We start from the raw sequence: 14,729 nt of genomic DNA on the forward strand, positions 1-14,729 counted from the left end.
GCAATATGGGGGGTCAAGGCCGCAAACAAAAGAGTTGATTGCCCCGATCGGTCAGAAGATCGGATCCAGCGCGAATGGATCGGCGGGGGTCTGGGTGGCGATTGTCCGCCCTGGTCCGCCAAGTGCTGCGATCTGTTGCGCAAGCTGACTTATCGCCTGCGACATCGCCTGGGCGATGGCAGAAGGTTGGTTGCTGGCCATCGGGACGGAAATGTCGAAGCTGCGGGCGTGATTAGTGCCCCCGCTGCCTTCGTCCGAGACGAAATAGCGTCCGCTCAGCCGATAAATTCCATCCGCCTGCGCCAGCGCCTTCTCTACCCTGACCTCCAGCACGCGTTGAGGAGGCTCGGCCAGCGGCCAGGGCTCTCCGATCACCGTTGCGCCCGAGACATCGGATATCTCGCGTGCAAGCGCCAAGGTGAAACCACGCTTGGGGCTGTTCGCCCACAGACTGTCCGGGTTGGACCGGACCGCGCCATCTTCGGTTTGCCACATCACCTCTTGATCGGCGGCATAGTCGGGCAGCGATACGTCTTTGAGTTCCGCCGTTCCTAGCCGGTTCGGCAACTGCGCCTGCACAGAGGGCGGGTCGATCAAGAACCGGCCTGTTTTTTCTGGATTCGAGCAGGCCGACAGGACCAGCACAACGCCCAGAAACAGCATGGCGGGAATTTGGCGAGAGGAAATGCGTCTCATGGTCATATCATCGTCCCAAGATAAAGGCGCGCGGATTACGTTCGATCATCCTTGCCAGAGATCCGAAGGATTCCGTCGCACGGCGCAGTTCGCGCAACATGTTTACAGCCTCGCTGTTGAAAGCCGAGCGGTTGCCATAGGCAGCCAGCACCGCATCGGCCCGCGCTGCCGTTGTCTGTAGCCGCGTGATCAAGTCGGGCAGGTCCTGCACCGCTTCTGCAATCTCGTCAGCCGCAACGCTGGCAGAATCCAGCGCGTTGTTCAGACTGCCAGCCGCATTTCCGTCACGCAGATCGTTCAGCAGGCCCGCCGCAGCCTCCAGCGTATCAGACAGGTTGCGTGGCAACGCCTCGGCATCCTCGCTGCCCAGCATGGCACGCAGATCGGTCAGTATCCCCTCTACCTGTGTCCCTATCGCGGCAAAATCGATCTCATTCGCCTTGGCGGCAACTTCCTCGATATCATCGACCATGGCGGGGACATCCTCGGCCGCTACCTGGACCGATTCAAAGGCAGCTGTCGCCTCGTCGATCATCTTGCCCATGTTCGCGCCTGCCCCGGACTGCTGGATCTCGCCTGCGAGCGTATCGATCTGAGTCGCGGCACTGTCCAAGGTATCCACCAAGGTGCTGATCTTGGCAGGCAGCGCCTCGGCCTCTGGAGTTCCGATCACGTCACGCAGATCCTGCAAGGTCGCATCGAGCTGCGCACCGATCGAAGCGAAATCCACGTCCTGCACGGAGTTCGACGCTTTTTCCAGCGATTCCAGGATCGTCGGCAGGCGGTCCGCAGCCGTGTTCAGCTTATCGGTAATCGCACTGGCCGAGGCGAGCGCCGTACCTGCATTGTCAACCGCGCCCGCATCGCGAAGCTCCTGAACCATTTCCCGAATATCGGTCAGTGTCGTCTGGGCCTCGTCGACGGTTTTGCGCAGGCTTTCCGGTATCGCCCGCGTGTCTTGCGAGCTGGTCAAGGCGGTGACACTGTTCATCATGTCGGTCGCGGATTTCAGCACCTCCTCGATCGGGAGTTCCCCGATGCGGCTCATGAAGCCTTCGGCCGTTTCCGTGAAATCCGAGATGTCACCCTCGACCGCCGGGATGATTGGATAAGGCTCAGCGTCCGTATCGATTTCCGCAGCGGGAGCGGTTGGAACATTGACCAGTTCGATCATCAACGCGCTGCCGAAGAAACCAGTGCTGGCAACTCGCGCCCGTAGCCCAGATCTAACCGAATCCTGAAGGAATGCCAGCGCATCTTCTGGCGTGGCATCTGTCGGCAGCCCCATGCGGCTCGGAGAAACCGCGATCGTGACTTGCTGCAGCGTGACGGGTTCAAGCCCTTCCTCGCCCGGCTCCTCCACATAGACGGCGAGATCCGTGACCGTGCCGACCTTCAAGCCCAGAAACTCAACATCCGAACCCTTGGCCAATCCACCTACGGAATTGTCGACCAGAACATTCAGATGCAGTTGCTTGGATTCGTCTTCGACAAACAGATTGCTTCGGGCGGTATCTTCATCCGGCTGAACCGTGAAGACTTGACCCGTTTCGACCGGCTTTCCGCCGCTGACGAGCGTGTCGAAAGCGACACCGCCCTGCAAGAGCGATGAGAGGGAGTTCACGTTAAACGAAACCCCTCGCGTTCCGAGTGACAGGGAGAAGCCGGATGTATCCCAGAATACGGTCGCGCTGGACAGGCGCTTGTCATGCGGCGCCTCGATAAAGGCATTGGCGATTACCCTGTCGTCCGTTTCGGACAGACGAATATTATCCATCCTGCCAACCTGCACGCCGCGATACAATACAGGGGCACCTTCGCTCAGACCGTCGGCACTATCCATCGACAATATGATCCAACTGCCCTTGGCATCGCTCCGGACAAGTGGAGGGCGGTCCAGGCCGACAAATTCGGTCTGCCTTCTGCTGACCTTGGAATCCCAATAGCCTTCGATGAACGCGCCGCTCAGCACAGTATCCAGCCGGGTGACCCCTTGTGCCGTGACCTGCGGGCGCACGATCCAGAAACTGGCTTCGTCATCAATGTATTTCGCGACATCGGGATCGACACGCAATTCGACACTGACCCTGGAAAGATCGGATGTGAATTTCACCGACTCGACCTGCCCGACCGTGATCTCGCGAAAGCGCAGTGCCGTTTCACCTGGCGTGATGCCGGTCGCATCAGCAAATTCCACCTCGATCAAGGTCCCGCGATTGGAATAGGAATTCCATGCCACGCCGAGTGTCACGACCAGCGCCAGAATGGGCACCAGCCAGATCACATTGACTCCGGCTTGCGCCGCCCTGACGGCAGTCTTACGGACCGGGCTTGCCGGTTTCAACGGCGGTTGGGTTTCGCTCATTCTGCCTGTGTTTCCTGATCATCGTTACTTTTACCGCGGCTACGCAGCGGAAGCCCCCGCCAGATCAGCCTTGGATCGAAGCTTTGCGCGGAAAGCATCGTGAAAGCAACTGACAGTGCAAAGGAAACCGCAGCGGGACCCGGATGAATTGAGGCAACAAAGCCCAATTGCACCAGGGCCGACAGGATCGCCACCACGAAAACGTCAATCATGGACCATCGTCCGATAAACTCGACAATCTCGTACACCTTGAGCCTGGTATGCGCCTGATCAATCGTGGCAGGTCTGCCCGCAACCAGTGCCAGCCAGGTGATTGCCACGAATTTCGCGATCGGCACAATGATCGAGGCGACGAACACGATCGCAGCGATATCGTAACTACCGTGATGAATAAGTTCCAGCACACCTTCGAGAATGGTCGCTTCGGAATTTCCCTGAAGCCCTGCGAAGGTCTGGGTGCTCATCATCGGGAAGACATTTGCCGGGATATAGGTGATGATCCCCGCAAATAACCACGCCCAGACATATTGCAGCCGCCGCCGGTCAGGCGGACTCAGATGTTCGCCACAACGTTTGCAAACAGTCTGTTCGACGGGCCAGACCCGGCCACAGCTGCGGCAGCCGATCAGGCCGGCGCGATGGGCAGTCAGGACAGGTCCGTCATCATGCAGCTCCGGCGCGCTGCTCATGACTGCACCGTTTCGGGCTTGGGTTTGGGTGCCTCGACCATTTCCCGGCCATCCGTCTGGCCACCGCTATCCTCTATCGCATCCCAGATCGTCGTCTGGCACATGAAACCCCGTGAAGCGAGATTGACGAATATCAGTGCACAGAAGGCCCAGAAAGCCGGGCCAAGATGCACATTTGCGAGCCCCGCCACCTTTACCAGCGCAACCGACGTGCCGATCACGAAAATCTCCGCCATCGACCATGGGCGCAGATGCTCGGATATGCGGAAAGCCCTCGCGGCATGAAGGCGGGCGGGTCTGCCCTGGGCAAGCGGCACCAACGTGTACAGCAGCAGGAAAGAGCGCAGCACCGGAAGCCCAACAATCATGATCAGAACCGCGAGAACCAAGGGCAGCAAAATCCCATCTGCAAAGGCCAGGGCCACGCCGAATAGCGAGGTGGCATTGCCGATACCCATCCGGGAAATTTCCAGGAAGGGAAAAAAGACCGCACCGATCATCAATACCATCGTGGTGAATGCCAATGCGATAAGCTGCACGAACGCCCCGCTGCGGGGGTTTGCCAGAACCGTTCCGCACCGTATGCAACGGGCTCTTTCACCGGCAGTCAGCTCTTCTTCGACATGCAATGCATCGCAGCGCGGGCAGGCCATGAGCCCCTCGCCGGTCTGAAGATCGTATCTGCCCTCGTTTTCCATCACACTCTTCAAAATATACTCGCGATCCATCGGCGCAAGCATACGTTGGCAGATGACCCAAGTCTTTTTGTTTTTTCACATCAATGCCGCGCACCGCCCCGCGCGGCCGAGGTCAACACAACATTCGTAATATCCGGCTGAACACTTGGCTTCGGCACCTCTATCCGGAATGGCAGACACATGACGAAGGTTTTGCCTTCGATGCCAAAGCTTGCTTCGCCTTCGAGTTGGGTCGAGAATGCCTCGATCAACTGACTGCCGAGGCCGGTGCCCTCAACTTCATTTTCTTGTTCGCCAATAGAGTTGACGATTTCCAGAATACCGGTGTCGTTTTCCGCCTTGGTCAAGCTTACACGCACCCATGCCGCGTCCTCGCCTTCCGGTTTCCCCGCATATTTCAATGCATTGGTGAAGGCTTCGGTTGCCAGCAACGATAGCGGAACCGCCTGATCGGGTAACAGCGTCAACGGTTCGAGCTTTGTAACAACCTTCAGGTTCGATCCAGGTTCGACGGATACATTTACCATCTGGTTTATGATGTCGCCCAGCAAACGGTCGGCTTCGACCGCATCGAGATGCTCGGCCTGATAGAGATTCCGATAAATCGTTGCGAGAGCGGCCACCCGGTCCTGAACCGAGCGCAGAACGCGCTTGGCGTCGTTGTCCTCGATAACACGGCTTTGCATGTTGATGATCGAACCGATCAACTGGAGATTATTCTTCACACGATGATGAAGTTCTTTCAGAAGCACGGTTTTTTCGGCGACCGCCGCCTCCATTGCTTCCTCGTCCCGGATCAGGATGCGAGCCATGTTGTGAAAAGTCTGACTGACATCGGCGATTTCCGTCGGTGCGTCGGATAGGACCGGAGGAGCGATATCTCGATTACCGATGGCGAAGCGGCGCATCTGACCACGGAGTTCGCCTATGTGGCGCAAGACAAGGCGGAACACGGCAAAATAGGCGACGGCCAAAGACACCAGCCACAAGGCAACAGGAAATAGCACGGCCCCGAAACGCGACAATTGCAGGACGCCTACGCCGGCTATCTTGGGATTCCAGCTTCCAAGCGCATAGACTAGTCCCGGAACAACCGGAACCACGGTAAAGACACGCAACTCTCCGGTGTTGGAGTAGTCGCGAAAAGTTGTCTCGGTCCTGGACAAAAGGCTGACCAGCTCGGTTCCCTGCGGCAGGATATCGGTCGCGCTATCGCCGGAGCCGCTATCCGCTGTCAGAATCTCGCCCCTGTGATTGAAGGTCGCTATCTTTGCGCCTTCCGTGCCGAAGCTGATCGAATGCGTCGAGCGTAACAACTCATGCGTCAGCGCCACAGCGATATATCCGAGCAGTTCCCGGTCTCGATAAAGCGGTTGCATGACCTGGATTACAGAGGGGTCTCCGTCGGAACCGCTATCCAGGGAAGTGACCAACGTACCGGGTTCGTTGACGAATTTCTCGTAGGCGGGGGATTCGCGCATATCGACGACAGCGGTGGACCGGGGTCCTGAATGACAGGTGCTCATCCCATTCAGCGGCACGAAGCCGGCATAGACATAGGTTGCACTGCGCTCGATGAAATTCCGCATGAGATCAGAGCAGTTCCGCTGCTGATCCATCGCATCCAGAACGCCCGGACCCAACGCGTCAGCCGAACCTAGCGCACTTTGCAGAAGCGCCCTCTCACCCGAGGCGGCAGAAGCGGTCCGGCCAAGAAGTGCGATCTCTGCACTGCGTTCCGCTTCACGTGACAGGTTCAGGTTTTGGATCAACGACATCAGGCCGACCGGCAAAATCGCGACCGAAAGCAGCATCCCAAGGCGGAAGCCAAGCCGCTTGGTAAAATCCAATCGTTCGGTCAGACGTCGTAGAAACACCACGTGAACAAGATCAACGTCGCACGGGGTGATTCGGTGCCATCACGGCAAGAGTGACCTGATCATTCATGCTCAACTCTTCATTCTCTTCCAAATGTAGCAGTTCTGCCAGTTTACGGCGGCCACGATTGGCGCGCGACTTCACGGTTCCGATAGCCACCCCGGTCATATCGGCGACTTCCTCATACGAGAAACCCGATGCGCCCACGAGAATCAATGCCTCTCTTTGTTCGTCCGGTAGCTGCTCGAACGCGACGCGGAAATCCCGCAATGCCAAACGTCCGTCATGTTCCGGACGAGTCGACAGACGTGCGGCGTGAAGGCCATCACTGTCGCTGACCTCTCGCTTGGTCTTGCGACGGGCGGAATAGAATGTATTTCGCAAAATTGTGAACAGCCATGCGCGCAGGTTGGTCCCGGTCTGGAACTTGTCCATATTCGTCCATGCCTTGACGATGGTGTCCTGCACCAGATCGTCGGCGGATGCGCCCTCACGCGTCAGAGACAACGCAAAGGCGCGCAGCGCGGGAAGGTGATCGACCAGTTCATCACGCGGATTGGCTTGGGCGGTGGCGTCGTTGCGCTCACCGCCGGATTTGTCGGCAGGTTCCATATGTTACTCCTGCTCGCGCAGTTTTTGCAGCAATTCAAGAAAACGGTCGGGAATTTCGTCGGAGCTATCCTGTTCATACACCCGCCGCAGGTTCTCATCGATCTGTTTCTGGATCGCGTCCCTGTGGTTCTCTTCTCGCTTAGGTGTCATCGTTTCGTTAGCCCCGGTAATCTTGTGCGCCACCTTTCCAACATGTAGGGGTGGGTGATGGTTCCGTGCAACCTGCGAAATTTGAGGATAGACTGTCATGTCCGCTGCTAATCTTGCCCAATCCGTCGGGCGCGAGCTTCCGTATCTGCGTCGCTACGCGCGCGCATTGACCGGTAGTCAGAAGGCAGGCGACAATTACGCCGCCGCGACTCTGGAGGCCATCCTTTCCGATCGCTCGGTACTGGACGGAGAGAATGACACCCGTATCGGCCTGTTCCGTGCCTTTCACGCGATCTGGCAGAGCTCTGGCGAGCCGGTCGAGGAGATCGAGTTGTCTGCCAGGGAAAAAGGCGCTCAGGATCGTCTGCGCAAGCTCACGCCGAATTCGCGTGAAGCCCTGCTTCTGCGCACCATAGAAGAGCTGCGTTATGATCAGATCGCCCACATCATGGAGATCAGCCAGCCTGAGGCGGAAGAGCTGATCCAGATCGCCCTGAATGAGATGAGCGACTCGATTGCAGGCCGGATCATGGTGATCGAGGATGAAACCATCATCGCCATGGATCTCAAGGGCATCGTGCAAGCGATGGGACACAATGTTACTGGCGTCGCCCGGACCCATTCCGCCGCTATCGAACTGGCCGACAGCGAGCGTCCTGATCTGATCCTTGCCGACATCCAGCTTGCCGACGGATCTTCAGGAATCGATGCAGTCAACGACTTGTTGCATGACTTGGGAGAGATCCCGGTCATCTTCATCACGGCATTCCCGGACCGGCTCTTGACCGGTGATCGGCCCGAGCCCGCTTTCCTGATCTCCAAACCCTATAACGAAGAGCAGGTCCGTTCGGCCGTGTCGCAGGCAATGTTCTTTGCCACGACCGAAGGGTTGGAGGTTTAGCGCGTTTCCAACAGTCACGGAAACCGTCTCGGCAGAAAAATCGCTGAAAAGCAGGTTGCCTTACTCTGCGTTTAAAGGCTGTCGCACCTCGCGCACAGCCTTTAAACGTTTCCGGTGCGCAAGTTCGATATTGATCACTGCACCCAGAAGCACGGAGAAACCGGCGAGATAAAACCACATCAGAAGTGCTACAACCGTACCGATGGACCCATATATACGGTTATAGCTGTTGAAGCTGCCGAGATATGCAGAGAAGCCGATAGACGCCGCAGCCCATAGAAGCGTGGCAAACAATCCACCCCATGTCAGCAGTGGGGTTCGCGATGCTTTCACATTCGGGCCGTAGCGATACAGGATGCCGATCCCTAGGATGACCAGCACGAACATCCCCGCCCATGGGAGTGCTGTAAGAAACCACGCCCGGACTTCTCCAATAATTACAAAGTTCAACACGATTGGCACGATAACGATCGTGGCCATTCCCGCCAGCGATACGCCGACAATTGCCAATGTAAGCATATAAGCTGTGATGAAGCGAAAGATCGTGGAACGCCGGCGCGCTCCATGAGCTGCGTTCAGCCCATTGATCAGCGCATCGACGCCCGCGCGAGCCGAAATTGTCGCGACCATGAAGGAAATGAAGGACGCCCAGCCAATCGAGGTTCGTCCGGCAGCGGTCAAAGATCTGATCTGCGTGTCTATGATCCCCGCTGCACCATCCGGAAGAAATTCATGGGCGACCTCTACATAGGCCATGATGGCATTGGGATCGAACCACAGGCTCCAGAGCGCAATAATCGCGGCGAGGCCGGGAAATACCGCAAACATCGCATAAAAGGCCACACCAGCGGCAATAAGACCCATATGGATCTTCTCCATCCTGTCGAAGACCGCTTGCCAGAATGACCAAAACTCTCGGAACGCATAGAACATAGGGTCCTTTCTCAAATCACATAAAGTTACGCTCGGCTCCAAGTTCGTCAGGATTTCAATCGGAGTAGCGCGCCCAGATTGATACGTCACCCATTTCTGCAACGAGTTCGGCATGCGCGGCTGCTTCAGCTTCAGTCAGTCGAGAAGGCAGCGGTCTTGGCCGCGACAAGGGGCGAACCGTTATCGGGGTTGCCTGATCCACGGGTTGCTTCTGGCTAGGCTGGTCGAGCACCAGATCGGGCTGCCGCCCTCCGATCAGTTCAAGATATACCTCTGCCAGGAGCTCAGAGTCGAGCAGGGCTCCGTGCAGCTCGCGCCCGGAATTGTCCACTCGAAAACGCCTACAAAGCGCATCCAGCGAGGCGGGTGCACCAGGATACTTCTCTCGTGCCAGGGCCAGTGAATCGAGCGCACGGCTCCATGGCAGGGTAGGGAAACCTGCGCGTTTAAGCTCTGCATTCAGGAACTTCATGTCAAAACTGGCGTTATGGATCACCAGCTTGGCATCATCGCCTATGAAATCGAGAAAATCCCCGGCAATTTCTGCGAATTTTGGCTTGTCTCTCAGGAAATCGTCACCAAGGCCGTGTACCTCAAATGCCTCGGTCGGCACGGAACGTTCCGGATTGATATAGACATGAAAGGTCTGGCCCGTCGGCATATGGTTCAGCAGTTCGAGCGCACCTATCTCGACGATGCGGTCATCCTTTTCCGCATCGAAGCCCGTGGTTTCGGTATCCAGAACAATCTCACGCATTTGTTACAATCTCTCTGCAAATTCGTTCGACTGCGGCGCGCGCGCCTTCCAGCGTATCGGTCGGAATGATCCAATCGGCACGAGCACGTTTTTCCGCATCCGGCATCTGGCGCGAAAGGACCATCTGGAAATGTTCTTTTGTCATACCGGGCCGCGAGAGTACACGATCATGTTGGGTCCTTGAATCCGTCGAAACAACGGCCACGCCATCCACCTGCTGCTCCGATTTACCTTCGAAAAGCAGTGGGATATCCAGCACCACGATCTGACTACTGTGATGTTCCCGAACAAATTTCTCTCGATCTTCGGCAACCAGAGGATGAACAATCTTTTCCAAGCGCTTCAATGCATCGGAATTCCCGGCCAAGGTTTGTTTCAAGATTTTACGGTCTATGCCGCCATCATTGAGGGTCTCTGGAAATGCAGCCGCGATCGGCACCACAGCTGCTCCTCCCGGGGCATAAAGACGATGCACGGCCTCATCTGCATCCCAGACCGGAAACCCGAGTTCGAGGAACATCCTGGCGGTGGTCGTTTTCCCCATGCCAATACTGCCGGTCAGGCCAAGCTTGTAAGTCATTCAAGAACGATCCGACGAGTTTCGTCATCGATAACCGGGCGATGACCGAACCAACGCTCGAATCCCGGGGCCGCCTGATGCAGCAGCATTCCCAGACCATCAACAGTCCGACATCCACGTGCCTGAGCTTCGGCCAAAAATGGCGTGATCAGCGGCGTATAGACAAGATCGGTCACCAAGGCGTCTGGCGACAATGCATCAAGTGGTATTCGCAATGGTTGCTTGCCCTGCATTCCCAGAGATGTCGCGTTCACCACCGTCGCAGACCCTTCAAGCATGTTGCCTGCCTGTGCCCAATCATAGACGATCACACGTGCGCCGAATTCTGACCGAATTTGTTCAGACCGGACCCTGGTTCGGTTGGTGATACGGAGTTCACCCACGCCGCTGTCCAGCAGGGAAGCGACGACTGCCCGGGCCGCACCGCCAGCACCGATAACCGCTGCGGGTCCATGATCAGGCGTCCAATCGGGCGCGGATTGACGTAGATTGGCGATGAAGCCGTAACCGTCCGTGTTGTCGGCATGGATCTTGCCGTCGGGACGAAAAATCAGTGTGTTAGCAGCGCCGATCAACGCGGCACGGTCCGTGACCACATCCGCCAGCGTCAGAACCGCCTCCTTATGCGGAATGGTCACATTGATGCCGACAAATCCCAACCTGGGAAGCGCTCGTAACACCTCGGCCAAGTTTTCAGGCATAACAGGCATCGGAATGTAATGCCCGTCGATCAAGTAGCGCTTCAGCCAGTGTGTATGCAATCTGGGCGATCGTGAATGCACAATCGGCAGCCCGATCACACCCGCCAAGGGGGCATGCTGGATCTGGCTGATAGGCATATCTTCAGTCATTGCTCGCTGCGTCTGTTCCACTAGTCGGGCTTGTAACAGAGTATGGTTGGTTATCGTGGGAAAAAAGGGCTTCTATCGGAGTCTGGCTAGAGTTGTGGCCTGATGGACTCACCCCTGTGGATGAAACATACGGATATCTTCGGGAGAATCCGTTGATAAGGCTTATCCCATCACGGAATTCCCTTGTCCTGCCTGGAACCAAAAGTGAACGAGGCTCGCTTGTCCACAGGTGGACAATGCGATTGTGCAAATTTCATATCTGTTGATAACATCCCGATCAGAATAGATTCCCCAGATTCATCCACAATTTAACATGTTGTATTTAAATGATATTTACTCTTTTTGGTGAGTTCTGCTTCTGTTTTTCCACAACAATGGAAGTAGGGGAAAGATGTGTAGATAACGAAGTGTTCCCGTTCTCCCCAGCCCCTACAATAACAACATTCCTTTTTATCTTCTTATTATTTAGAGCAGAGAGAACAGGAGAATTTTCGTGATTGAGCTACTCTCCACCATCTATCCTTATGTGAAAGCAATCCACGTGATGGCTGTGCTGTCCTGGATGGCTGGTCTGTTCTACCTGCCGCGCTTGTTCGTCCATCATGCGGAACGAGGAATGGATAACGGCGAACCAGGCCGCAGCTTTGCCATTATGGAAGATAAGCTTCTGCGCGTGATCATGCGTCCAGCAATGATCGTGGTATGGATCAGCGGGCTATGTCTTGTCTTTACACCCGGAATTGTGGATTGGTCTCTGGCTTGGCCTTGGGTCAAGGCAGGGTGTGTCTTGGCAATGACGTGGTTTCATGGCTGGTGTGCAGGTCAAAGGCGCTCATTGCTGCGCGGAAATTCTCTTGGTGGACGCCGCTATCGCATCATGAACGAGGTCCCGACATTGCTGATGATCCTGATTGTTCTATCGGTAATCGTGAAATACTGACCTCGGCGATTGACTCGAAGTTTATTGCAGCTTATCTGACGCTCAAACCCGGCCGTCCGGTACGGGATCCTCCATTACATCCATGATTGCGCCAAGCACTCCTCCATTGGCGTTCACGAGGTCTTAAGATGAGTGAAGAGCGACTTAATCTGTCCGAGCTTAAAGCCAAGAGCCCAGCTGATCTGCTTTCTATGGCGGAGGAGTGGGAGATCGAGAACGCCTCGACCATGCGCAAGGGCGAGATGATGTTCTCGATCCTGAAGGAGCATGCCGAGGAAGGCTGGGATATCGGCGGAGAGGGCGTTCTGGAGGTGGTACAGGACGGGTTCGGTTTTTTGCGTTCCACCGAGGCCAATTATCTTCCCGGCCCCGACGATATCTATGTAAGCCCGGATATGATCCGGCAGTTTTCCTTGCGAACCGGTGATACCGTAGAGGGTGTGATTCGTGCGCCAGGAGACAATGAGCGTTACTTTGCCTTGACGAAGGTCGAGCAGATCAATTTCTCTGATCCAGAAAAGGCTCGACACAAGGTTGCCTTCGATAACCTGACGCCGCTTTACCCCAATCAACGATTGAACATGGAAATCGAGGATCCGACAATCAAGGATCGCAGTGCGAGAATAATTGATCTGGTTGCTCCGATCGGTAAAGGGCAGCGATCCTTGATCGTGGCACCTCCCCGGACCGGTAAAACCGTGCTGTTGCAAAACATTGCCCATTCCATCGAACGCAATCATCCTGAATGTTATCTGATCGTCTTGTTGATTGACGAGCGTCCTGAAGAAGTGACCGACATGCAACGAAGCGTGCGCGGAGAGGTGATTTCTTCAACTTTCGATGAACCGGCGAGCCGACATGTTGCCGTAAGTGAGATGGTGATTGAAAAAGCCAAGCGTCTGGTTGAGCATAAACGAGATGTTGTTATTCTTCTGGATTCGATAACTAGACTTGGTAGAGCATTTAACACTACGGTTCCAAGTTCAGGTAAAGTTCTTACGGGTGGTGTTGATGCGAATGCATTACAAAGACCCAAGCGATTCTTTGGTGCGGCGCGGAATATAGAAGAAGGCGGCTCGCTGACGATCATTGCCACCGCCTTGATAGATACAGGTTCGAGGATGGACGAAGTGATCTTTGAAGAGTTCAAGGGTACCGGCAACAGCGAGATTGTGTTGGATCGTAAAGTCGCTGACAAGCGCGTGTTCCCGGCGATGGATATCCTGAAATCCGGTACCAGGAAGGAAGAGCTTCTGGTTGAGACGCGGGATCTGCAGAAGACTTATCTTCTTCGGCGGATTCTCAACCCTATGGGGACGACCGATGCTGTCGAATTCCTGATCTCAAAACTGAAGCAAACGAAGACAAATTCAGAATTCTTCGATTCGATGAACGCCTGACGAGGCTATTATGGATCTGATTTTTGCTGAAGCCACCCCGCCTGGGCGGAGTGGTGTTTCAGTCATTAGACTAAGCGGTCATAAAGCTAGGCGAGTTGCTGAGCAATTGGCCGGACCATTGCCTATTGCTCGTAATGGATATTTTCGTTCTATCCGGGATGGTGAGGAAGTGCTCGACCGGGCGCTGGTAATTTGGTTTCAGGAGGGACATAGTTTTACCGGCGAAGAGGTTACAGAATTTCATTTGCATGGTGCTCCGGTTGTTGTACGGCGTGTCACACAAACGCTGACTCGATGTGGGGCACGACAGGCTGAGGCTGGCGAGTTTACACGCCGAGCATTCCAATCAGGCCGTATGGATTTGGCTGAAGTTGAAGGTCTTGGCGATCTTCTGGAAGCTGAAACTGAGACGCAGAGGCAGTTGGCTATTCGCGCAGCGAATGGAGAGCTTGGAAAAAAAGCCGAAATCTGGCGAGGATTGTTGATACGTGCTGGCGCCTTGGTTGAGGCCAGTGTCGATTTTGCCGATGAAGAGGTTCCCGAAGAGGTTCCTGAGGATGTTTATTCCATACTCGCGGAACTGAGAACTCATCTTGATAATGAAATCGGCGGGTTTCCTGCAGCCGAACGTTTGCGGAAGGGATTTGAAATTGCTGTTATTGGACCTCCAAATGCGGGAAAATCAAGTCTCATAAACCGAATTGCACGTCGAGATGTTGCGCTGGTTTCAAATATTGCCGGTACGACGCGCGATATTATAGAGGTGCGGCTGGATCTTAACGGCTTGGCGGTGACATTTCTTGATACTGCGGGATTGCGATCATCCACCGATGAAATTGAGCAAATGGGGGTTGATCGAGCTAAACGAAGAGCCTTGGCTGCGGACATGAGGCTACACCTGTCAGAAACCAATGAAATCGACCAGGAACTATGGCGGGATGGTGATTTATCCGTCGCAACCAAGATGGACTTGGAGCTCTATAAGGTAAGCGGAAATTCCGTTTCTTCTGTTACAGGTGAAGGAATAGATGAGCTTCTCTCACATATACATGATAGGCTGTCGTTACGAGTTGCCGGGGCAGGTATTGTCAGCCATGAACGTCAGTTGAGTGCTTTGGTGGAGGCGCGAAAGGCTCTTTCCGATACAGAGCAAATTCCACCGGAACTATTGGCTGAAGCGATCAGGCAAACGGCTGCTTCTTTGGACAGACTAGTTGGCAGAATCGGCGCAGAAGAGTATTTGGATGTAATCTTTACGTCATTCTGTATTGGAAAATGA

Annotated in this window: 15 protein-coding genes; 4 read left to right on the forward strand and 11 right to left on the reverse strand. The window is 55.3% G+C overall.

From position 1 onward, the window contains the following. Positions 1-51: 51 nt before the first annotated feature. The 7 genes from JHX88_RS20795 to JHX88_RS20825 all read right to left on the reverse strand — a co-directional run bounded on the left by JHX88_RS20795 (position 52) and on the right by JHX88_RS20825 (position 7,187). On the reverse strand, positions 52-696 hold the full coding sequence (locus JHX88_RS20795) for a PqiC family protein (RefSeq protein WP_272848135.1): 645 nt from the start codon (positions 694-696) through the stop codon (positions 52-54). A gap of 7 nt (positions 697-703) precedes the next feature. Then, positions 704-3,061, reverse strand: a complete 2,358-nt coding sequence (locus tag JHX88_RS20800) for an MlaD family protein (protein ID WP_076522184.1) — start codon at positions 3,059-3,061, stop codon at positions 704-706. After that, complete coding sequence (locus tag JHX88_RS20805; protein ID WP_076522185.1) at positions 3,058-3,750, reverse strand: paraquat-inducible protein A; 693 nt, start codon at positions 3,748-3,750, stop codon at positions 3,058-3,060. The genes JHX88_RS20800 and JHX88_RS20805 overlap by 4 nt, the downstream gene beginning before the upstream one ends. After that, positions 3,747-4,448, reverse strand: a complete 702-nt coding sequence (locus JHX88_RS20810; RefSeq protein ID WP_076522802.1) for a paraquat-inducible protein A — start codon at positions 4,446-4,448, stop codon at positions 3,747-3,749. The genes JHX88_RS20805 and JHX88_RS20810 overlap by 4 nt, the downstream gene beginning before the upstream one ends. A gap of 80 nt (positions 4,449-4,528) precedes the next feature. Beyond that, positions 4,529-6,325: a sensor histidine kinase gene (locus tag JHX88_RS20815; protein ID WP_272848136.1), complete on the reverse strand. Its 1,797-nt coding sequence runs from the start codon at positions 6,323-6,325 to the stop codon at positions 4,529-4,531. Positions 6,326-6,338: 13 nt separating this feature from the next. Continuing rightward, positions 6,339-6,938 (reverse strand): RNA polymerase sigma factor, encoded by a 600-nt coding sequence (locus JHX88_RS20820; protein ID WP_076522187.1) that lies wholly within the window; start codon positions 6,936-6,938, stop codon positions 6,339-6,341. Between the two features lie 3 nt (positions 6,939-6,941). Further along, complete coding sequence (locus JHX88_RS20825; protein ID WP_272848137.1) at positions 6,942-7,187, reverse strand: NepR family anti-sigma factor; 246 nt, start codon at positions 7,185-7,187, stop codon at positions 6,942-6,944. Between JHX88_RS20825 and JHX88_RS20830 the strand changes: the two genes are divergently transcribed. Next, complete coding sequence (locus JHX88_RS20830; RefSeq protein WP_076522188.1) at positions 7,186-7,989, forward strand: response regulator; 804 nt, start codon at positions 7,186-7,188, stop codon at positions 7,987-7,989. The two genes, JHX88_RS20825 and JHX88_RS20830, sit on opposite strands and share 2 nt — an antisense overlap. A 60-nt stretch (positions 7,990-8,049) precedes the next feature. On the opposite strand, the gene JHX88_RS20835 is transcribed toward JHX88_RS20830, so the two are convergent. Genes JHX88_RS20835 through JHX88_RS20850 form a run of 4 tightly spaced genes read right to left on the reverse strand, consistent with a single transcriptional unit; the run spans position 8,050 to position 11,098 of the window. Continuing rightward, positions 8,050-8,922 carry a YihY/virulence factor BrkB family protein gene (locus JHX88_RS20835; RefSeq protein ID WP_076522189.1) on the reverse strand — a complete coding sequence of 291 codons (873 nt, stop codon included), beginning with the start codon at positions 8,920-8,922 and terminating at the stop codon, positions 8,050-8,052. 55 nt (positions 8,923-8,977) lie between these two features. Then, positions 8,978-9,679 (reverse strand): DNA polymerase III subunit epsilon, encoded by a 702-nt coding sequence (gene dnaQ, locus JHX88_RS20840; RefSeq protein WP_076522190.1) that lies wholly within the window; start codon positions 9,677-9,679, stop codon positions 8,978-8,980. Continuing rightward, positions 9,672-10,259, reverse strand: coding sequence for a dephospho-CoA kinase (gene coaE, locus JHX88_RS20845; RefSeq protein WP_076522191.1), 588 nt, complete (start codon positions 10,257-10,259; stop codon positions 9,672-9,674). Before coaE ends, dnaQ begins: the two co-directional genes overlap by 8 nt. Then, positions 10,256-11,098, reverse strand: a complete 843-nt coding sequence (locus tag JHX88_RS20850) for a shikimate dehydrogenase (RefSeq protein ID WP_141225732.1) — start codon at positions 11,096-11,098, stop codon at positions 10,256-10,258. The genes coaE and JHX88_RS20850 overlap by 4 nt, the downstream gene beginning before the upstream one ends. A gap of 505 nt (positions 11,099-11,603) precedes the next feature. Between JHX88_RS20850 and JHX88_RS20855 the strand changes: the two genes are divergently transcribed. The 3 genes from JHX88_RS20855 (at position 11,604) to mnmE (ending at position 14,729) form a co-directional block, all read left to right on the forward strand. Next, positions 11,604-12,050 carry a CopD family protein gene (locus tag JHX88_RS20855; RefSeq protein ID WP_076522193.1) on the forward strand — a complete coding sequence of 149 codons (447 nt, stop codon included), beginning with the start codon at positions 11,604-11,606 and terminating at the stop codon, positions 12,048-12,050. A gap of 128 nt (positions 12,051-12,178) precedes the next feature. Beyond that, complete coding sequence (gene rho, locus JHX88_RS20860; protein WP_076522194.1) at positions 12,179-13,450, forward strand: transcription termination factor Rho; 1,272 nt, start codon at positions 12,179-12,181, stop codon at positions 13,448-13,450. A gap of 10 nt (positions 13,451-13,460) precedes the next feature. Beyond that, positions 13,461-14,729, forward strand: a complete 1,269-nt coding sequence (mnmE, locus tag JHX88_RS20865) for a tRNA uridine-5-carboxymethylaminomethyl(34) synthesis GTPase MnmE (protein ID WP_076522195.1) — start codon at positions 13,461-13,463, stop codon at positions 14,727-14,729.

The sequence above is a fragment of the Paracoccus saliphilus genome, from assembly GCF_028553805.1.
Classification (GTDB): domain Bacteria; phylum Pseudomonadota; class Alphaproteobacteria; order Rhodobacterales; family Rhodobacteraceae; genus Paracoccus; species Paracoccus saliphilus.